General features: G+C 72.5%; 21 protein-coding genes and 1 tRNA gene. 18 read left to right on the top strand and 4 right to left on the bottom strand.

What is annotated here, in order from left to right:
- Positions 1–354: 354 nt before the first annotated feature.
- The 17 genes from ACGF13_RS02965 (at position 355) to ACGF13_RS02885 (ending at position 12,695) form a co-directional block, all read left to right on the top strand.
- Entirely contained in the window at positions 355–1,587 is a 1,233-nt protein-coding gene (locus ACGF13_RS02965) for a hypothetical protein (RefSeq protein WP_392868310.1), read from the top strand.
- 8 nt (positions 1,588–1,595) lie between these two features.
- Positions 1,596–2,096, top strand: coding sequence for a hypothetical protein (locus ACGF13_RS02960; protein ID WP_392868307.1), 501 nt, complete (start codon positions 1,596–1,598; stop codon positions 2,094–2,096).
- 83 nt (positions 2,097–2,179) lie between these two features.
- Positions 2,180–3,013, top strand: a complete 834-nt coding sequence (locus ACGF13_RS02955) for a hypothetical protein (RefSeq protein WP_392868304.1) — start codon at positions 2,180–2,182, stop codon at positions 3,011–3,013.
- Positions 3,010–4,386 carry a transfer protein gene (locus ACGF13_RS02950; RefSeq protein WP_392868301.1) on the top strand — a complete coding sequence of 459 codons (1,377 nt, stop codon included), beginning with the start codon at positions 3,010–3,012 and terminating at the stop codon, positions 4,384–4,386. Before ACGF13_RS02955 ends, ACGF13_RS02950 begins: the two co-directional genes overlap by 4 nt.
- A 39-nt stretch (positions 4,387–4,425) precedes the next feature.
- Positions 4,426–4,617, top strand: a complete 192-nt coding sequence (locus tag ACGF13_RS02945; protein ID WP_392868298.1) for a hypothetical protein — start codon at positions 4,426–4,428, stop codon at positions 4,615–4,617.
- Between the two features lie 16 nt (positions 4,618–4,633).
- On the top strand, positions 4,634–5,071 hold the full coding sequence (locus ACGF13_RS02940) for a hypothetical protein (protein WP_392868296.1): 438 nt from the start codon (positions 4,634–4,636) through the stop codon (positions 5,069–5,071).
- Positions 5,072–5,083: 12 nt separating this feature from the next.
- The gene (locus ACGF13_RS02935) at positions 5,084–5,236 is read left to right on the top strand and encodes a hypothetical protein (RefSeq protein WP_392868293.1); all 153 of its coding nucleotides are present in this window, start codon (positions 5,084–5,086) and stop codon (positions 5,234–5,236) included.
- Positions 5,237–5,354: 118 nt separating this feature from the next.
- Positions 5,355–5,837 (top strand): single-stranded DNA-binding protein, encoded by a 483-nt coding sequence (locus ACGF13_RS02930; protein ID WP_392868290.1) that lies wholly within the window; start codon positions 5,355–5,357, stop codon positions 5,835–5,837.
- A 115-nt stretch (positions 5,838–5,952) separates the two neighbouring features.
- A complete protein-coding gene (locus ACGF13_RS02925; protein WP_392868287.1) occupies positions 5,953–6,540 on the top strand; it encodes a hypothetical protein in 588 nt (195 codons plus the stop codon).
- Entirely contained in the window at positions 6,537–7,460 is a 924-nt protein-coding gene (locus ACGF13_RS02920) for a DNA cytosine methyltransferase (protein WP_392868284.1), read from the top strand. Before ACGF13_RS02925 ends, ACGF13_RS02920 begins: the two co-directional genes overlap by 4 nt.
- Positions 7,461–7,471: 11 nt before the next feature.
- Positions 7,472–7,648: a hypothetical protein gene (locus ACGF13_RS02915; RefSeq protein WP_392868281.1), complete on the top strand. Its 177-nt coding sequence runs from the start codon at positions 7,472–7,474 to the stop codon at positions 7,646–7,648.
- 8 nt (positions 7,649–7,656) lie between these two features.
- The gene (locus ACGF13_RS02910; RefSeq protein ID WP_392868279.1) at positions 7,657–8,004 is read left to right on the top strand and encodes a hypothetical protein; all 348 of its coding nucleotides are present in this window, start codon (positions 7,657–7,659) and stop codon (positions 8,002–8,004) included.
- 17 nt (positions 8,005–8,021) lie between these two features.
- Positions 8,022–8,309: a hypothetical protein gene (locus ACGF13_RS02905; protein ID WP_392868277.1), complete on the top strand. Its 288-nt coding sequence runs from the start codon at positions 8,022–8,024 to the stop codon at positions 8,307–8,309.
- Positions 8,310–8,370: 61 nt separating this feature from the next.
- Complete coding sequence (locus ACGF13_RS02900; protein WP_392868275.1) at positions 8,371–9,309, top strand: bifunctional DNA primase/polymerase; 939 nt, start codon at positions 8,371–8,373, stop codon at positions 9,307–9,309.
- Complete coding sequence (locus tag ACGF13_RS02895; RefSeq protein WP_392868273.1) at positions 9,306–10,598, top strand: DUF3631 domain-containing protein; 1,293 nt, start codon at positions 9,306–9,308, stop codon at positions 10,596–10,598. Before ACGF13_RS02900 ends, ACGF13_RS02895 begins: the two co-directional genes overlap by 4 nt.
- 171 nt (positions 10,599–10,769) lie before the next feature.
- Positions 10,770–11,108, top strand: a complete 339-nt coding sequence (locus tag ACGF13_RS02890) for a helix-turn-helix domain-containing protein (protein WP_392868271.1) — start codon at positions 10,770–10,772, stop codon at positions 11,106–11,108.
- Positions 11,109–11,171: 63 nt separating this feature from the next.
- Positions 11,172–12,695: a tyrosine-type recombinase/integrase gene (locus ACGF13_RS02885; protein WP_392868269.1), complete on the top strand. Its 1,524-nt coding sequence runs from the start codon at positions 11,172–11,174 to the stop codon at positions 12,693–12,695.
- A 116-nt stretch (positions 12,696–12,811) separates the two neighbouring features.
- Here the strand turns inward: ACGF13_RS02885 and ACGF13_RS02880 are convergent.
- The 3 genes from ACGF13_RS02880 to ACGF13_RS02870 all read right to left on the bottom strand — a co-directional run bounded on the left by ACGF13_RS02880 (position 12,812) and on the right by ACGF13_RS02870 (position 15,377).
- Positions 12,812–12,885 (bottom strand) — tRNA-Pro (locus ACGF13_RS02880).
- A 100-nt stretch (positions 12,886–12,985) separates the two neighbouring features.
- Positions 12,986–13,930 carry a metallophosphoesterase gene (locus tag ACGF13_RS02875; protein WP_392868267.1) on the bottom strand — a complete coding sequence of 315 codons (945 nt, stop codon included), beginning with the start codon at positions 13,928–13,930 and terminating at the stop codon, positions 12,986–12,988.
- 160 nt (positions 13,931–14,090) lie between these two features.
- Positions 14,091–15,377 (bottom strand): helix-turn-helix domain-containing protein, encoded by a 1,287-nt coding sequence (locus ACGF13_RS02870; protein WP_392868265.1) that lies wholly within the window; start codon positions 15,375–15,377, stop codon positions 14,091–14,093.
- A 743-nt stretch (positions 15,378–16,120) separates the two neighbouring features.
- Here ACGF13_RS02870 and ACGF13_RS02865 point away from each other — a divergent pair.
- Entirely contained in the window at positions 16,121–16,582 is a 462-nt protein-coding gene (locus ACGF13_RS02865) for a GatB/YqeY domain-containing protein (protein ID WP_392868263.1), read from the top strand.
- A gap of 186 nt (positions 16,583–16,768) precedes the next feature.
- Here ACGF13_RS02865 and ACGF13_RS02860 read toward each other — a convergent pair whose 3' ends face one another.
- Positions 16,769–19,051: a transglycosylase domain-containing protein gene (locus ACGF13_RS02860; RefSeq protein WP_392868261.1), complete on the bottom strand. Its 2,283-nt coding sequence runs from the start codon at positions 19,049–19,051 to the stop codon at positions 16,769–16,771.
- Between the last annotated feature and the right edge of the window lie 253 nt (positions 19,052–19,304).

Raw genomic sequence — 19,304 nt, 5'->3', positions numbered from 1 at the left:
CGCCATTCGGCGCCGCATTCGCCTCACACCGGCCCGCAGGTCCCGGCGACGTTCCGTCAGAGCCCCACCACCCCGGGCGGCACACCGGGCAGCAAGGCGCCCGAGAAGCCCCGCCACGGCCGTTCTGACGGCCCCTCGGGGAGCGGTGGCAGCCCGGGGGCGGATCGGGTGCGGGAGGCCCGTAGAAGGGCCTTGGAGGGCTCCGGGTCGACGGGGCGCCAGAATCGGCCTTCCAGCGGCGGGAATTCAGGTGGCGGCGGGGTGACTTCTTCCCCCGCCCCGGACCGTTCCGGGGGACGTCCACTGCGGCAGCCCGCCGGGCCGGACACGATCCGGGGAGCGGCCCGCCGCCGCATGGCCGACCGCATCACCCACGGTCCCAAGGACCGTCCGGACAAGCCGGAGCGGTCCCCGGCGGGGCCGGACACGATCCGGGGGGCCGCCGGTCGCCGGGTCGCCGACCGGATCACCAGCGGCTCATGGAAGCCGACCGGCGCCCACAAGTCCTCGACCGGCTCGACGCCGACGACGATCCGCGCGGCGCTGCGGGCCCGGGCCGCCGACCGGATCCTCAACGGCCGCAAGCCCAAGCCCGACAGCCCGGGTGACCCGGCCGCGCCGGAGGACCGGGCCACACCGGCGGGGCCGCCCGGCACGGATCTCGCCGTCGCGCCGGGCACCACCGCCGGCGCCAAGCCCGGCGGTGGTGGTGCCCGGCGGGGCCGGGTGAAGCCGCCGAAGCGCCCGCGCCGTAAGCGGCGGCTGGTGACGCCGGGCGGCGCGACCGGGGCCCGGCCCTGGCGGAGCCGTCCCGGACAGGGCCGGTCCAGTCGCGAACGCCCCCGCCGAGACCGCCGGCGACAGCGCACCTGGGACGCGTGGTGGTTCCGCCGGTACCGCACCTGGCGGACCGAAGAGACCACCCCGCCCGCCGGTTCGGCCACCGGAGCGGGCGGCGGGTTCGCTCCGCCGCCGGGCTGGGCCTGGACCGAGGGCGAGACGATCACGGTCGAACGCGCCGACGGCGGCCCCCGCAAGCCCCGCCCGCCCGCCGCCCTCGGCCGTGGCCAGGCGGCCCTGCCTCCCGCGCCGCACCGCACCGCCCACGCCCGGCCCGGCACCACACGGCCCCCATCTCCCCCACCCCCGAAGCCTGTTGGAGGACAGCTAGTGAGCATTCCCCTGCCGCGCGCCACGCGCGGCGCGCAGTACGTCGACGCCGAGCTGACGATCTACGACGTCATCGAGGCGGACGCCGACATGGGCGAGGAGATCACCCAGGGCGCCGCCGAGGCCAAGCAGGCCGCCGCCGACTGCGAAGAGCTGACCGGACAGCTGGAGCGGCTCTACGCCAAGGTCCTCGACCTGAAGGTGCCCGGCATCCTGGCGCCCGCCGTCGTCAAGCTGATGGAGAAGACCGCGAAGGTCAAGGCCCGCGCCGAGGCGATCGCCGAGAAGATCCCGGCCGCCGCCGAGGCCATCACCGCCGCCGGCGACAACGCCGCCGCCCGCCACAAGCCGCTGGCGGACGCCGTGCGCGACGCCGGCCACACCGCCCCCGCCGAGCGCGACTACCACAACGAGTAGGAGGCACCGTGTCCGACAGCACCAGCTCCGAGCAGGTCACCAGCAGTCAGCCGCTCACCGAGTCCGCCGCGCCCACCGACCGAGACAGCACCGGCAGCGGAGTCGGGTCGGCCCTCGCCACCGCCGGCCGGGCCCTCACCGAAGCCGTGCGCTACGGCATCGTCATCGCCCAACTCGTCGAGACCGGCGTGAAGCTGGCGCTCGTGTCCGACGTCGTCACCAGCGCCTACAAGTACGTCGAGAAGTGCGCGCGGGCGGTCGACCAACTCGCCGACCAGGCCGCCGCGCTGGCCGTCGACCGCGACACCGTCGCCGAGCACCACGACGCCGCCACCGTCATGCGCTCGGTCCTGGAAGAGGCCGAGGCCATGGCCGCCGACCTCGCCGACCTGAGCGTCTCGTTCAAGGCCGCCGCCGCCGACCACGAGGCCGACTACGGGTCGGTCGCCGAGGCCGCCAACGCCATGCCCGTCGAGATGGCCGACCGCACCTTCTACAGCAACCGCTGACCCTCAACGGGGCGGCGGCGCCGCCCCGTTGGACGGTTCCGCCGCCCCTTCGCCCGATCCGGAACGCGAAGGAGAGCACGCTGATGATGTCCCTCGGCCCGATCCGCGGGCGTGTCGCCACCGCCCGCAGTCACCTCGGCCGCGCCGCCACCCTCACCGGCACCGCGGGCCTCGCCGCCGGCGCGGTCACCACCGACTTCCTCCCGGCCACGGTCGGCGGCGCCGGAGCCGCGATCGCCTACGGCCTGATCTGGTCCGCCACCCTCCCCAGGGACCACGTCCGGGACACCGCCACCGCCCTCTACCTCGCCCCGGCCGTCACGATGGCCGGGGTGCTCGTCGTCGAGCGCCTGGTGCCGGGCCTGCACTGGTGGGAACTGGCAGCCGGAGCCGTCTGGGCCGCCGCCGTCTGGTTCATCCGCCCCGCCCGCATGGCCCGCGTCATGGCCGGTCGGGAGCCCTCCCTCACCCCTGAGGCCGTCGAGCAGGCCCGACACGAGGCGCCGACCGGCCTGGACCAGGCCGGCGACCGGCACCCGCTCGCCGTCTGGTGGTCCGAACACGCCGCCGTCGACGGGGGAGTCGCCCCCGGCACCGTCCTGGAGCAGATCGAGCGGACCGGCCCGCAGTCCATGCGGGCCGTCATCCGCTCCGCCCACCACGGCACCCCGGTCCCCACGATCTCCACCACCCGCCTGTCCGCCCTGATCGACTGGGACGAGGAGGAGATCACCGTCACGAAGATGCCCGGCCGGGGCGCCGGAGTCCGCCGCCTCACCGTCGGCCACGCCCCCCAGGACGCCGCCGACATGTACGCGCACTGGACCCAGCACATCGCCCCCAAGGGCATGCCCGGCACCACGATCACCGGGATCCGCATCGTCGACACCGACGCCGGGCGGGAGATCGACGCGTGAGCCGCATCTACGAACTCACCCTCGAAGCGCCGCCGGGCGACATCATCACCTACGACCCGGTCCGCCTCGCCGACGCCATGCGCATCGACGACCCCTCCCGCCTCGCCATCGAAGCCATGGGAAGCCAGGCCCTGGTCACCATCTACCCCACCGACCCGCTCGCCGACGTCCGCCTGCCCGGCCCCGAGTTCCTGGAGATGGACGAACGCGGCCGGATCTGGATCGGCCTCTACCACAACGGCCGCAGAGTCCACGTCCAGCTCTACGATCCTGCCTCCGGTTCCGCCCAGCGCTTGCTGCTGTTCGGCACCACCGGCGCCGGGAAGTCCACGCTCGGCCAGATCCTCTTGGCCGCGATGAAGCGCTCCGGGATCGCCACCCTCTACGGCGACCTGAAAGAGGGCCAGTCCGCTCCCGAAGCCCGGGGCCATGTGGACTGGGCGGTGTACTCGCAGGAAGGCGTCCTGGCCCAGCTCCACACCGCCTGGTGCGTCATGCGCGAGCGCGCCGCCCGCTACGCGGCGGCCGGCCGCTCCAAGTTCCTGCGCGATCGCCCCGACCCGCTGCTCTACGTCGTCATCGACGAGGCCAACAGGTTGTTGGAACGGGGCGCGCCCTACCGGGACCTGGCCACCTTCTACATCAAGGACATCGGCCGCACCGGCCGGAGCTTGGGCGTCGGCATCGCCCTGCTCGCCCAGGCGAGCCAGCTGGACGAACTCGGCGGGTCCGACACCATGCGCGCCATGCTCAAGGAGGGCGAAGTCCTGCTCCTGCGCTGGACGTCCAGGATGATGCAGCAACTTGTTGCTGACGGCCTGATGCCCGCCGGACAGAAGCTCGCCCCGATCCCGAAGAAGGCCGGCGCCACCCGCCTGGTCTCCCAGTTCGAGACCGAGGCCGACAACGACCGCCCCGGCACCCAGGGCACCGGCTACCACCTCTCCGGCCCCTACCCCGGCGCCAAGATGCGCGCCTTCAACGTCGGCTCCACCACCCCCACCGAGGGCCTGGACCCCGAGATGCTCGCCCTGTACGGCGACGGCCCGCACGCCGTCCTGGAGAAAGCCTCCTGGCCCGCCGCCGGCCGCGCCTACGCCGAAAAACTCGACGGCGCCGACGCCTACAACGCCGCCTTCCCCCAACCCGACAGCGACGAGGGCGGCGGCGGCCGATCCCACACCAGCACACCGGCCGCACCGGGCCGCCCGCAGAGCGCCGCACGGCTGACCGTCGCCGACCGCGTCCAGGCCGCCCTGGAGGGTGCCGACAGCGACATGGACGCCCACGCCCTGCTGGAAGCCGTCAACGCCGACGGCGGACGCCCGGTGAAGCTCGGCAGCATCCGCAACGCCCTCAGCAACCTGCGCTGACAGCCACCGCACGCCCACCCGGACCCCTGGAGTGCGCCCGTGATCCTCTCCGTCTCCCTCACCGCCCTCAGCGGCATCGCGCTCTTCTTCCTCATGCGCCACCACTACGTGCGCGTCGGCTCCGCCGTGGTCGCCGCCCTCTTCGGCTACGCGCTGGCCTCCACCGGCCTCCACACCGCCATCGACCACCTCATCACCACCATCGCCACCGCCCTCGGATCCCTCCACTGACCAGAAGGACAAGCCCGTGACCACGCCCTTTCAGCCCACGCCCGCTCCCGTGGCCTACGGCCCCGACGGCACCCCCTACTACGCCGCCCCCGCCGCGCTCACCAACCCGCCCGCCCTCCACCAGAGTTACGCCCCGGCCCCGGTGCCCGCCCAGCCCCTCGCCCCGACCGTGGTCTACCTGCCCGCCCCGCCCGCACAGCAGCAGGCCACCGAGCAGCACCCGGCGCGCGACCCGTGGCCCGCCCGCCTGCTCGCCGGCGGCATCGGCATCGGCGGCGCAGGCCTCGGTCTCGGCTTCCTCCTCCAGGCCCTCGCCGCCGCCACCACCGGCCTCGCCCTACTCGTCGCCGCCCTCGGCGCCCTCTACCTCCTCAAGAACAGCTCCGGGGCCGGCGGCCGGGGCGGGCAGGGCCCCGTGAACGTGCACGTCAACGTCACCAACCGCAACCGCTGAACGGAGGAACCCGTGCCCTACTGCGACGACTGCGCGTCCCCGTACTGCCCCGGCCACGAGTGGTGCCAGGAGTGCGGCGAGAACCTCTGCAACGACTGCGCCGGCTGCGACTGCCCCGACTCGTACTGCCCCGGCTACATCGCCCACCAGACCGGCGAGTTCTGACCGGCCTGTGCCGACCGCCGTGCCGCCCGGACCACCGCCGCAGCCGGCGGCCGGAGTCCGGGCGGTGCGGGGGACGGGCAGACCCGCTCCCGACACCACCGATGCCCTGGGAGGCACCGTGTCCGTGGGAGACACCCCGATCACCGTCGTCGGCAACCTCACCGACGACCCCGAGCTGCGCTTCACCCCGCAGGGCGTGGCGATGGCGCGCTTCACCGTCGCCTCCACCCCGCGCACCTACGACAAGGCCACCGGGCAGTGGAAGGACGGCACCGCGCTGTTCCTGCGCGCCACCGCCTGGCGCGAGATGGCCGAGCACACCGCCGAGTCCCTGACCAAGGGCATGCGCGTGGTCGTCACCGGCCGCCTGGTGCAGCACAACTGGCAGACGGAGCAGGGCGAGAACCGCTCCATGCTCGGCCTCGACGTCGACGAGGTCGGCCCCAGCCTGCGCTTCGCCACCGCCAAGGTCACCAAGGCCCAGCGCGGCGGCGCCCCGGCCGCACGCCCGGCCGACCAGTGGTCCACCGCCGCCCCGGCCGCGCCCGGCGGCGAATGGGGCGGTGCCCCGGTCGGCGGCTCGACCGAGCCCCCGTTCTAGCCGGACCGCATCCCCGAGCAGCACAGAGGGCCCCGCAGCAGCCGCCGAATCTTGGCAGAGAGACGGCGCTGCGGGGCCCGTCCGATCCCTTCGCGTGAGATCAGAGGACTCCAGCATGCCCCAGTTCACCCACGGCACGCTCGCCGTTGTCGACGACGAGTACGACCGCGAGCACGCCTCCGGCGGCTGGTCGCGCTACGCGACCTACCTCGCCCGCCACCAGCACCTGCTCCACGAGGACGGACAGCCGCTCACCGCCGCCGAGTTCGCGTGCAGCGCCTGGCAGATCGCCACCGGCCCCATCATGTCCCCCGGCTACGTGCGCATCCGCCCCGACCTGCACGCCATCACCGTCGTCCCCGCCGCCGACGACCAGGGCGTGGCCCTGCGCGTCGAGGTGCCCCTGCGGCACACCGCCCTCGCCCACCGCCCGGACCGGCGCCTGGGCGACTGGCAGCCCGACCGGTGGAGCACCGACCGCGGACCCTTCCGGCGCCTCTTCGAGCCCGACATCGACGAGGCCCTGCTCCTGACCACCGCCACCCTGTTCCTGCCCGTGCCGGGGCACGTGCTGCTCGAACCCACCGACGGCCGGCACTGCCTGCGGATGACGGACGAGGCCATGACCGTGGTCAAGGAGTTGACGATCTGGGCCAACGCCCACGCCCACCTGGTCACCGATCTGCTCGGCGGACCGAGGTGAGCGGGCCGGTCATCGGGTCGCTGTGCTCCGGGTACGGCGGCCTGGACATGGCCATCCGGACCGTGCTGGGTGGGGAGTTGGCGTGGGTGGCCGACCCCGACCCGGGCGCGTCGGCGATCCTCGCCCACCACCTCCCGACCGTTGCGAACCTCGGCGACATCCGCACCGTGGACTGGGTCGAGGCCGGGCCGGTGGACGTGGTGGCCGCCGGTTTCCCCTGCCAGTCCGTCAGCCTGGCCGGCAAGGGGGCCGGGATCGTCCCCGGTGCCGCCTCCGGCCTGTGGGTCGAGGTCGTCCGCGCCGTCCGTGAACTCCGGCCCTCCCTGGTGGTGATCGAGAATGTCCAAGGCCTCCTCTCGGCGAAAGCCGACCGAGGCGACGCTGCTGGAGTGGGACCCGCAGCGCCGGATCTGGACCCGGCGACCGGACGGCCCTCGCTCTTCGCGCTCTCGGAGCCGTTCTGGGAGACCTGGCCGGCCTCGGGTTCGATGCGGAATGGACGAGCGTGCGCGCGTCCGACGTCGGCGCCGCCCACGAGCGCAACCGGGTCTTCGTCCTGGCCTGGCCTTCCGACCCCCGGGGCCCGCGACTCGCGTGGTCGGGGGTTCGCGGACGGCCTGCCGAACGTGGTGGCGCTGTTGCCGACCCCGACCGTGTCGGAGGCCACGGGCACGGGGCACACGGGCCGGGGCGGGATGAACCTGCGGCACTCGATCTCCCTGCTGCCGACCCCGACCGCGGCCGACGGCGAGCGGACGAGCGCGACGTTCGCCCGGGGCAACCCGACCCTGGCCGGCGCCGTGACACCGACGACCACGACGGGGGAACGGACTGGGGCCCGTACGGCCCGGCCGTCCGCCGGTGGGAAACGGCCCTCGGCCAGCCCGCACCCCGGCCAACTGACGATCGGGGACGCCTGAACCCGGTTTTCGTGGAGTGGATGATGGGCCTGCCCGCCGGGCACGTCACCGCCGTGCCCGGCCTGTCCCGCACCGCCCAGCTCCGCGCGCTGGGAAACGGCGTCCTGCCCGACCAGGCCGCCGCCGCCCTGCGTCGGCTCCTCGACCGTGCCACCACCGGAACCGTCGGGCTGGGGGCGGCCGAGTGAACGGGCGCGTGCCCCCGCTCGCCGGGGCGACCCTGTGGCAGGCCGTCATGGCCGCAGCCGCGGGCCGCTGCCAGTGCCGAGGGACCTGCGGCAAGGCCCACGACAAGGACGGCGGACGCTGCCCCGCCGTCCACGGCGCCTACCAGGCCAAGCACGGCCGGGGCTGGGTGCACCTGCTCGCGGCCCCGGCCGACCCCGCCGCGCTGCTGCTGCCCCCGCACCAGGCCGCCGCCCTGCCCAAACGGCAGCTGGCCGCCTGGTGCCGGCACTGCCACGACGCCACCCTCCGCACCGTCAAGGCCCAGCACGCCACCGCCGCCCCGGCCGTCGAGCCGGATGGCCTGTTCGACCTCTGACCTGCCGGGAGGATCCCGTGTCCATCAAGGCCGTGACCTGCCACGTCGCCGTCTGCGACGTCTGCGGCACCACCTACGGCTCCGACCGCGACGACGAGCGCGCCGTCTACTCGGCCACTCGCGAAACCGCCGTCGGCCTGGTCTACGCCGACCCCGAGTGGCTGGTCACCACCGACGGCCGCGTCATGTGCCTGCTCGCCGACCCGCACCACCAGGCCGCCCTCGACGCCCTGATGCCGCCCGCCCCGGCCGCCGTCTGCGACGGACAGCTCCCCATCGCCCTCGACCCCGGCCAGGCCGACTGACACCCCTCCGCCCGGGGTCGACCAGCGTCGGCCTCGGGCCCTCCCCTTCGAAGGGACCGCCGTGACCGGCAACCCCCTGCTCACCGCCGCGCTCGACGCCGTCGAGCGCGGCTGGCACGTCTTCCCGCTGCTGCCCCGCAGCAAGCGCCCCGCCCTGCACTCCGCCACCAACTGCCCCCGCACCGGCCCCTGCGTCACCGCCCACCAGGGATGGGAGCAGCGCGCCACCCTCGACCCCGACACCGTGCGCCGGACCTGGTCGCACGGGCCGTACGGGATCGGCCTGGCCACCGGCCCCTCCGGGCTGGTCGTCCTCGATCTCGACACCCCCAAGCCCGGCGCCACCCCGCCGCCGGAGTGCGCCGAGCAGTGGGCGACGGACGGGTACGACGTGCTGCTCGCGTTGTGCGAGCGCAATAAGCAGCCGTTCCCGGGCGGGACCTACACCGTCGCCACCCCCAGCGGCGGCTGGCACCTCTACTTCACCGCCCCCGCCGGGACGGCCCTGCGCAACAGCGCCGGACACCACGGCTCCGGGCTCGGGTGGCTGATCGACACGCGCGCGGGCGGCGGCTACGTCGTCGCCGCGGGCAGCAACGTCGCCGGGCGCCACTACGACATCGCCATCGACACCGACCCGGCGCCGCTGCCCGACTGGATCACCCGCCTGCTCACCCCGCCGCCGAGGCTGGCCGCCCCGGTCATCCGGCTCGACCCCCGTCCGGCGACCAACCGGCCCGCCTACGTCGACGCCGCCCTGCGCAACGAGACGGCCAACGTCGAGGGCGCCACGGAGGGCACCCGCAACTGGGCCCTCACCCGGGCCGCCCGCGCGCTGGGCCGCTTCGTCGCCAACGGCAAGCTCAGCCGCGCCGAGGTCGAGAACGCTCTTAAGGGGGCGGCGGAGCAGGCCGGCCTGACCGCGCGCGAGGCCGACGCGACCATCACCAACGCCCTGAACTGGTCCATCGCCCACAACCCGGCCGGAGACGCCGCATGACCCTCCCGAACTCCCCCCTTAAGAGCACCAAGACCCCGGACCGGCCGAGCCCCGAGGACGGCGCCGCCCTGCTCGACGAGGTCGAGGCGTTCCACCGGCGCTTCAACGTCTTCCCGAGCGAAGCCGCCTACACCGCGGTCGTGCTGTGGGACGCCCACACCCACCTCCTCGACTGCTTCGAGTCCACCCCGCGCATCGCCTTCCTCTCCCCGGAGCCCGGGTCCGGCAAGACCCGCGCGCTGGAGATCATGGAGACGATCGCCCCGCGCCCGGTGCTCACCACGGACGTCAGCCCGGCCGCGCTGTTCCGCACCGTCTCCGACGCCGACGCCCGCCCGACCGTGCTCTTCGACGAGATCGACACCGTCTTCGGCCCCAAGGCCGCCGGTAACGAGGACCTGCGCGGTCTCATCAACTCCGGCCACCGCCGGTCCGGGGTCGTCCTGCGCTGCGTCGGCGACGGCGGCACCCAGACCGTGCAGCCCTTCCCCGTCTACGCCGCCCTCGCCATGGGTGGCCTCGGTGACCTGCCCGACACCATCATGAGCCGCTCCGTCATCATCCGGATGCGCCGCCGCGCCCCCAATGAGCGCGTGGAGCCCTACCGCGAGCGCATCCACAAGGCCGAGGGCCACAAGCTGCGCGACCGCCTCGCCGAGTGGGCCGCCGGCGTCCGCGACCAGCTCCACGACGTGTGGCCCGAGCTGCCCGAAGGCATCAGCGACCGGCCCGCCGACGTGTGGGAACCCCTGCTCGCCGTCGCCGACGCCGCCGGCGGTCACTGGCCCGAGCGTGCCCGCACCGCCTGCGTCCAGCTCGTCACCGCCTCCAAGGCCAACGACAAGGGCTCCGTCGGCATCCGCCTCCTCACCGACCTGCGCGACATCTTCGACGGTGCCGAGCGGATGCTCAGCGCCGAACTGCTCAGCCGCCTCGCCGACCTCGACGACGCCCCGTGGGCCGACCTCGACGGCAAGCCCATCACCGCCCGCGCCCTCGCCCGCATGCTCGGGGACTACGTCACTGCCGACAACGACCCCATCAAGCCCCGCAACATCAAGACGGGGAAGGCGAGCAGCGCCAAGGGCTACTACGCCTCGGACCTGTCCGACGCGTGGCTGCGGTACTGCCCGCCCCGTCCCCTTCGTTCCCAGGAAGCCGCTACCGCCGCTACTGCCGCTACCGCGCAGGTCAGGCCCCTGTTTCCGGTAGCGGATACGGCCCCGGTAGCGGATACCGAACCGCTACCCGCCCCCGGCCCGACCGTCCCGGCCGCCGCACCGGCGTAGCCGCCACGCCGCTCCCTCCCACCCCGGCGGGAGCGGCACCAATCCGCTACCGCTACCAAATCCGCTACCAAAAACATGCCCCTGACCAGGGAGGTAGCGGCAGTAGCGGCAGTAGCGGATCCCAGAGAAGGAAGGGGCCAAGCCCCTGCCATCGATGATCTGGAGGGTTCCATGCCCAAGGACCGGGGCGCACTGCCGGCGCTCTTCTACCCGGCGGACGTCGCCGAAGCCCTCGGCATGTCCGAGTGGTGGGTAAAGGAGCAGGCCCGGCGCGGGCGCATCCCCTTCACCAAGCCCGGGCGTGCCTACCGCTTCACGGCCGAGCAGGTCGCCGAGATCGTCCGCATGTACGAGGCGCGGCCGACGATCGTTGCCGCGCCTCAGGCACGGACTGTCACGGCTGCGGCCCCGAAGAAGCTGGCCCGCGACCCGCAGCCGGGCCGATCGACCACCCTGCTTCGGGCCCGGATGCCGCGCAGGGCGGTGCTCCACGAGTCGGACGCCGCCTGATCACAGCCCACATGCCCCGCCCGGTGTCGCCACCTGGCGGGGCCCTGTTGTAGAGAGAGCACATTGGGATACGGCGAGAACCGCGGTGACTACTGGCGCGCGCGGTACAAGATCGCACCCGGCAAGTACGGGACCGTGAAGGACGCCAACGGGAAGGCGGTCCGCTTCAAGACCAAGCGCGCGGCCGAGAAGGCCGCTGCGGTCGCCGAGGAGGAGGTTGCCAAGGAAGTTGCTCAACCGCCCGCTGCTCCGGAGCCTGAGCAGATGACGTTCGGCGAGTACGCGAGCGGCTGGTACGAGGGCCAGGACCTCGCCGCGTCGACCATGCAGAACTACCGCCGTCACATCGAGGAGCACCTGCTCCCCGAGTTCGAGAACGCCCTGGTCGGCGAGATCACCAAGGGCGACATCGACGCGTGGGAGCGCAAGGAGCGCGAGCGCGGTTACGCGGCCAGCAGCATCAAGACGTGGCGCGGCACCCTGCACCTGATCCTCGCGGACGCCGTGGACGAGGGGCTGCGGGACTCCAACCCGGCGACCCGTCGCCGCGGCCGGGGCAAGCGGGCCGGCCGCTCGCGCAACCGCGGCCCCGAGAAGGTCGTGACCGACGCTCTCGGCATCCTGCTGATCGCCGAGCGGGCTGCCCTGCTCTCTGGCCGTGACGACGAGTTCGTCGCCGTCGTACTCAAGGGCTACACCGGTATGCGGTGGGGTGAAATCGTCGGCCTGGAAACCGAGTTCGTCCGTCCGGCTGCCGTCCGGGTCGAGCACCAGCTGTACGAGCTGGACTCGGGGGAGATGCACCGGTGCCCGCCCAAGGACGACTCCTACCGCACGATCGACGCGCCGGAGTTCCTCTCCACTCTGCTCGCCGGGCAGGTGGCACGGGCGAGCCAGACGCCCTGCGAGTGCCACGGTCTGCGGTACCTGTTCAGCGGGCACGGGGCCGCCAACGGTGCGGCCCACCGGCCCGGCGCGAAGCTGGTCGACGTTGCGAGGGCTGCCGGCGTCTCCACCGGGACCGTGTCGAACGTGTTGAACCGCCCGGCGGCCGTGGCTGAGGGCACCCGGGTGCGGGTAGAGAAGGCCATGGCCGATCTCGGCTACATCCGGTGGCAGGCGTCCGGGGAGAACGCGGCGCACTGGCGGAGGAACGGGTTCGCCACGTGGCTGTTTCACCCGGCCGCCACCGGCTGGTACCCGAAGAAGGCGCCGGAGGATGCCCACCCGGTGCCGTTGCTGGCCGAGCCGTGGCCCGGCATCCCGGCCCGCGGCCGGGGAGCCGCCGGCCGCGCGCAGGCCTGCTGGCTGCCGATCGCGCGCGGTCTCACCCCACACGGGCTGCGGCACGCGCACAAGACGATGATGGACGAGTTGCGGACGCCGCCGAAGCTCAAGGACGAGCGGATGGGGCACGAGGACGGTTCGGTCCAGGCCCGCTACTCCCACATCACGGCGGAGATGCGCCGGGACCTCATGGAGGGGCTGACCCGGATGTGGCTCGCGGCACTCGATGCCCGTCGGCGGATGTCGCCCGGCTCGCCCGTGGCGGTTCTCGATGCCCTGCTGAGGGCGCCTCAGCGGTAAGCCAGGGAGATCGGTTTTCCGGAGGATTTCTCCCAGGATTCTCCCGGGGGCGCCCGGAAAGCCAGTCAGGGCCGGTCTCCCTTGCGGGAGACCGGCCCTGAGCTGGTCTTACTGGGTCGGGGTGGCGGGATTTGAACCCACGGCCTCTTCGTCCCGAACGAAGCGCGCTACCAAGCTGCGCCACACCCCGGTCTTTCTGTTTGTCGCTCCGTCTCCTTCGCGACGAGTAGAACTCTACCGGACGCTCGCCTAGACACGAAATCCGGTTCCGGGCGGGCGTCCGGCGGGGGTCAGCGGGGGGCCGGGGTGAGGGTGAGGAGGGTGGCCTCGGGAGGGCAGGCGAAGCGGACGGGGGTGTAGCGGTTGGTGCCGCAGCCGGCCGAGACGTGGAGGTACGAGCGGTGGCCGCCGGCGGTGTGGGTGGAGAGGCCCTTGACCCGCCGGGCGTCGATGTCGCAGTTGGTGACCAGGGCGCCGTAGAAGGGGATGCAGAGCTGGCCGCCGTGGGTGTGCCCGGCCAGGATCAGCGGGTAGCGGTCGGCGGTGAAGGCGTCGAGGACGCGCAGGTAGGGCGCGTGGACGACGGCGAGGGAGAGGTCGGCGTCGGCGGAGGGGCCGCCGGCGACCTCGCTGTAGCGGTCGCGGCGGATGTGCGGGTCGTCGAGGCCGGTGAACTCCAGGTCGAGGCCGTTCACGGTGAGGCGGCCGCGGGTGTTGGTGAGGTCGAGCCAGCCGGCCCCGTCGAAGCCGTCGCGGAGCTTCTCCCACGGGTTGTGGACGGCGCCGGTGATGCCGCGGCGGGCGGTGCCGTCGGGGTTGTTCAGGCCGTGGGCGCCGCTGCGCATGGCCTGGAGGTAGCGGGCCGGGTTCTTGCGGGCCGGTCCGTAGTAGTCGTTGGAGCCGAAGACGTAGACGCCCGGGAACTCCATGAGCGGCCCGAGCGCGTCGAGGGTGGCCGGGACGCCGAGCGGGTCGGAGAGGTTGTCGCCGGTGTTGACCACCAGGTCGGGGCGCAGGCCGGCCAGGCTCTTCAGCCAGCGCTGCTTCTTGCCCTGCCCGCTCACCATGTGGATGTCGGACACCTGGAGGATCCGGATCGGCCGGGCGCCGCGCGGGAGGACGGGGACCTCGATCCGGCGGAGGCGGAAGGCCCGGACCTCGTACCCGACGGAGTAGGCGAGACAGGCGGCGCCGGTGACGGCGATGCCGAGGGGAACGGAGTGCAGCGGTCGCATCAGGCCATGCTCTCAGACGGTCGATCAGCCGGCGCACGCCCGGCGTCGGCGGTGAGAGCGGCGGCCGCCGGCCCACCGGCCGTGCCCGGAGCGGCATTCCGGGCACGGCCGGCACTCCTGGCACGGCGGGTGCGGAGGGTACGGCGGTGCGGGCCGGTCCTCAGGCCGGGATGGCGTTGACGTACTCGCGCATCATCCGGGGGACCCGGTACGCGTACTGGTGCCCGCGCTTGACCTGGACGACGGAGAAGTCGACCAGCTCGGCCAGGACGTCGAGGTTGCGGGCGGGCTCCCGGCCGCCGTCGACCGGCTCCCGGCGGACGTCGTCGATGGAGAACTCCTCGGGGAACCGGGAGAGCCGCCTGAGCGCCCGGCGCTGCCGTTCGTCGAGCAGCCCGTACGCCCAGGCGAGGCTGCGGTGCAGCGAGCGGTGGTGGGAGAGCCCGCCGACCTCCTCCTGGCCGAGGATCGGCAGCACCCGGCACTCCTCCACCAGGACGTGCAGGGGCACCGAGCGCATCCGGACGGCCGCGTTCTCGATCGCGAGCGCCAGGCCGCCGAGGCGCCGGCAGAGCTCGACCACCTGCGGCATCTGGTCGCGGAGGTCGAGGGTGGGGACGACCGAGTGCACCCGGCGGCAGAACAGTTCGGCGGCGGGCGGGCAGCCGTAGGGGCCGTCCGGATGGTCGACCGGCAGCGGTGAGACCTCCCACAGGTCGGCGGGGACCCCGGCGGGCGCCCGCAGCGAGGTGATCATGATGTGGAGCGCAGGGTGGCGCGCCAGCAGCGCCCTGACCTGTCGGGCCACCGTGTCGATGACGTGCTCGGCGTTGTCGATGACCAGCAGCAGCTGCGGCTCGGGCGTGGTCCGCGGGTCGCGGTCGAAGCTCAGGAAGAGCGTGTCGAGCGCGCGCTGGGCCTGCGCCGCGGCGGCGGCCGGGTCGACGCCCTCGGGGGTCACCGAGCCGAGCTCCAGGACCACGACGCCGTCCCGGAAGCGGTCCAGCAGGTGGGCGGCCGAGTCCAGCGCCAGCCGGGTCTTGCCGACCCCGGCGGGGCCGGTGAGCACCAGCGGCCGGCCCGGGCGCAGGGCGGTCACGACGTGCAGCAGGTCGGCCCGGCGGCCGACGGTGATGTCCGTCTTGGGGCGCAGGCCCCGCCAGCGCGCGTTGTCCGGGAGTTCGGCGACGTGGGTCGGCCATCCGGCCTCCGGCCGGGCGGACAGCAGCTCGGCCGGAGCGCCCGCCTGGACGGCCCGGGAGAGCAGGGTGTCGTTCCGGTCGGTCGCCGCGGAGAACAGCGCGCCCACCAGGAGTTCCACGGAACTGCGCCGCGGATTCTTGATGGCGCCGGTTTCCAGGTTACGGATGGTGCGGACACTGACGGTGGAGTGTTCGGCTAATTGCTCCTGGCTCCATCCGATCATCTTCCGTTGGGTTACCAGCATCGATCGAAGCTGATTGTTGTCCATTCCCCCGCGCTTCCTGCCGTCGTGAGCAGAATAAAAGTCAGAACTCGATGCGCCGTTTTGGCGGCGCCAATCACTCCGAAAAACGATCACTGCCGGCCGGGCGGTCGGACAGCCGGGCGGAGCGCAGGCGTGAACGCTCGTGTCGGCCTGGGCCGCAGGGCGCCCGGACACAAGGTGTCAGGGTCGCACGGTGCTCGGGCAGCAGTGTGTCAGTGCTGTGGAATAATGAATCGGGGACGTGGTGACGGTTTGTCGCAGCTGTTCGTGGCGGCCTTCGGCGGTGATTCGGCGTTGATTCGACGGTGAGTTGATCGCCGCCATCGGGCTACTCGAGCGACGCGCGAACGAGTGTACTACGCGGACTTTTTTCGGCGAAGTGGTCACAACGTTCGATTTGCCCCCTTGAGACCGGCAACTTCACGCCGACCGCGGCAATTTTCGGCATTGCGGCCGAAATTGTACGAGCATTATCGGCCATCTTGGCCGAATCCATTCGTCCGCTCCCGGTCCCGGACGTCGACTGTTCACGGATTCGACCGCCGCGCGTTCCCGACCCGGATCGCCGCCCCGCTTCCGAGCGGAACCGCCCGCGAGCCGTGCGCTGTCGGGCGACGACCGGCCGGGACGGTCGGGGATACTCGTTCAACTGCGGAAATCCCGGTGGATGCCCAGCGGAAACCTGGTTGAGCCCACCCACGGCCGAAGGATAAGAAGAGGAAATGACAACGCTCAAGGAGCAGCTGCAAGCGGACCTCACGGCTGCCATCAAGGACCGGGACGAGCTTCGCGCGTCCACCATCCGGCTCACTCTGACCGCCGTCACCAGCGAGGAGGTGGCGGGCGAGCAGAAGCGCGAGCTGTCCGACGACGACGTGCTGAAGGTGATCGCTCGCGAGGCGAAGAAGCGTCGGGAGGCGGCCGAGGCCTTCGACACCGCCGGCCGGACGGACCAGGCGGCCCGCGAGCGGTCCGAGCGTGAGGTGCTGGCGGTCTACCTGCCCAAGCAGCTCTCCGACGAGGAGCTGACCGCGATCGTCGTGGCCGCCGTGGCCACCGTGGCCGAGGGCGGCACGAGCGGCCCGCAGGCGATGGGCGCCGTCATGAAGCTGGTGAAGCCCAAGGTCGACGGCCTGGCCGAGGGCGGCCGGGTCGCCGCCGCGGTGAAGGCCGCCCTGGCCTGAGGGCGCGCCCGGCCGCTCCCGCGAGGGGGCCCGGCCGCGCCCGCCGTCCCGGGAGCATGCCGCCCCCGCGAGCACGCCCGGGAGCACGCCCGGGAACATGCCCCGGGAACACGCCGAAGGGGCGCCCTCCGCACTGGAGGGCGCCCCTTCGGTGTGTTCCGAGGGGCCGGTCACCCGGCCGCCGGGTCAGCCGTTCCCGTTGCCGCCGCCGTGCCGGCCGCCGTTCCCGCCCCCGGGGAGGGGCGGGAAGGTGAACCCGCCCGGGAAGCCGCCCGGCAGCCCGCCGGGCTGGCCACCGGCCTGGCCGGGGTTGCCACCCTGCTGCTGCGGCGGCGGGGGGTTGCCGCCGGGCTGCGGGGCGTTCGGGTCGGCGGCCGGCGGGGTGGCACCGGCCGCGGGGGTGCCCGGCGCGGGAGCGGCCGGCTGCGGGTCCGGGATGTTGGCGGTCTGGATCGGCTCCAGCGGGGTGCCCTTGAGCGCCTGGTTCATCGCCATCGCCCAGATCGGGCCGGGGCCGTCGGCGCCGAACACCTCGGTGAAGGGCTTGCCGCCGATGGTGATGTTCTTCATCTTGACGCCGCCGGCCGGGCCGCCGAGCCAGACCGCGGTGGCCAGCGACGGGGTGTAGCCGCTGAACCAGGCGGCCTTCTTCTCGTCGGTGGTACCGGTCTTGCCGGCGATCTTGCGGCCGTCGTCCATGGTCAGGGCGGCCGCGGTGCCCTTCTCGGTCACGTTCAGCAGGACGGCGTTGAGCGAGTCGGCGGTCTGCTCGGAGAAGGCCTGGCTGCACTGGGACTGCGGGACCGGGATGTCCTTGCCGTCCACCGTGGTGATCTTGTTGATCGCGACCGGGGTGCAGTACTTGCCGCGGGCGGCGAAGGTCGCGTAGACGTTCGCCATGGTCAGCGGCGAGAGCTCCAGGGTGCCGAGGACCATCGAGGGCACCTCCTGGAAGGCGTCGCCCTTGGCGGACTGGGTGATGCCCAGCTTGTTGGCCATCTGCTTCATCGCGCAGAGGCCGACCTGCTGCTCCATCTGCACGAAGTAGGTGTTGACCGAGCGGGCCATCGCCTCCTTCAGCTGGTACGGCCCGACCTCGCTGTCCTGCTCGTTCTTCACCGTCTCCTTGGGCTTGACGGTGTTCTTCCAGGTGCCCGAGCAGGTGGACATCTGCGGGTACTCGATCTTGTTCTCGGACGGGAACGCCTGGGTGTTCGACATGCCCGACTCCAGCGCGGCCGCGGCCAGGATCGGCTTGAAGGTCGAACCGGTCTGGAACCCGTTGCCGCCGCCCATCGCGGCGTCCACGTTGAGGTTGACGACGGTCTGGTTCTTGTTGGAGTCCAGGCCGTACGGGCGGGTCTGGGCCATCGCGAGGATCTTGCCGGTGCCCGGCTCCATCATGGTCGCGGCGGCCGACACCGTGTCGGTCACGTAGACCTTCTTGGTGACGGCGTTCTGGGCGGCGGCCTGCTTGTCCGGGTCCAGCGTGGTGTAGATGTTCAGGCCGCCGGTGTTCCACACCTTCTTGCGCTCGTCGGCGCTCTTGCCGAAGGCCGGGTCCTGCTTGACCACGTGGCGGACGTAGTCGCAGAAGAAGCCCATGCCGGCCTGGGCGGTGATGCAGCCGTTCTGCGGGTCCTTGTACTTCAGGCCCAGCGGGGCGGCCTTCGCCTCCTTCGCCTGGTCGGCGGTGATGTGCTTGTTCTCCAGCATCTTGTCGATCACGACGTTGCGGCGCTTGACCGTGTTCTCGGGGTAGCGCACCGGGTCGTAGGACGACGGGTTCTGCACCATGCCGGCCAGGGTGGCGGCCTCGGCGATGGTCAGGTCCTTGTTGCTCTTGCTGAAGTAGCGCTGGGAGGCGGCCTCGACCCCGTAGGCCTGGTGGCCGTAGAAGGTGATGTTGAGGTAGTTGGTGAGGATCTGGTCCTTGGACAGGTCCTCCTCCAGCTTGATGGCGACCTTGAGCTCCTGGATCTTGCGGCCCAGGGTCTTGCGCTGGGCCTCCAGGACGGCCGCCTGGTCGTCGCCGGCCTTCTCCACGTTGACGTTCTTCACGTACTGCTGGGTCAGCGTCGAAGCGCCCTGCGCGGTGGTGCCGCTCTCCGCGTTCTTGCTGATCGCGCGGAGCACGCCCTTGAGGTCGACGGCGCCGTGCTCGTAGAAGCGGGCGTCCTCGATGTCCACCTGGGCGTGCCGCATGAACGGCGACATCTGGTCGGCGGTGATGACGGTGCGGTCGCGCTCGTAGACCTTGGCGATCAGGCCGCCCTTGGCGTCGAAGACCTGGGTCGCCTGGGTCAGCGGCGGCGTCTTGAAGTCGTCGGAGATGTTGGAGAAGCTCTCCGCCGTGTCCTTGGCGGTCAGCCCGATGGCGCCGACGGCGGGCAGGGCGAGGCCTGCCAGCAGGACTCCGGAGAGCACGCTGACGCCCAGGAACTTCACGCCGTTGCCGACGTGCTCCATCGGGGATCCGTCGGCTTTGCCGCGCGGAGCTCCGGTGTTGCCTGGGGGCTGGGATGCCTGAGGGCGCTTCGGTGCCATGGGGAGAACCCTACGTTGCGGATTCCCGCACACCGGGGCAGGTGTTCGCCTAGGCTTGTCACAAGCTTGCGACAGCTTCGGTGCGTCAACATCGTTCACTCTTGTGGGCGAGGAGAGTTGCCCGGATTGCCCGATGATGACCGGGTTCTGAGGCGACTGTGGCCTGTTGTGCCCG

The sequence above is a fragment of the Kitasatospora sp. NPDC048286 genome, from assembly GCF_043201735.1.
In the GTDB taxonomy this organism is placed as follows: Bacteria; Actinomycetota; Actinomycetes; order Streptomycetales; family Streptomycetaceae; genus Kitasatospora.
Note: the sequence above shows the minus strand (reverse complement) of the source record. Positions and strands in the feature narration are given on the sequence as shown.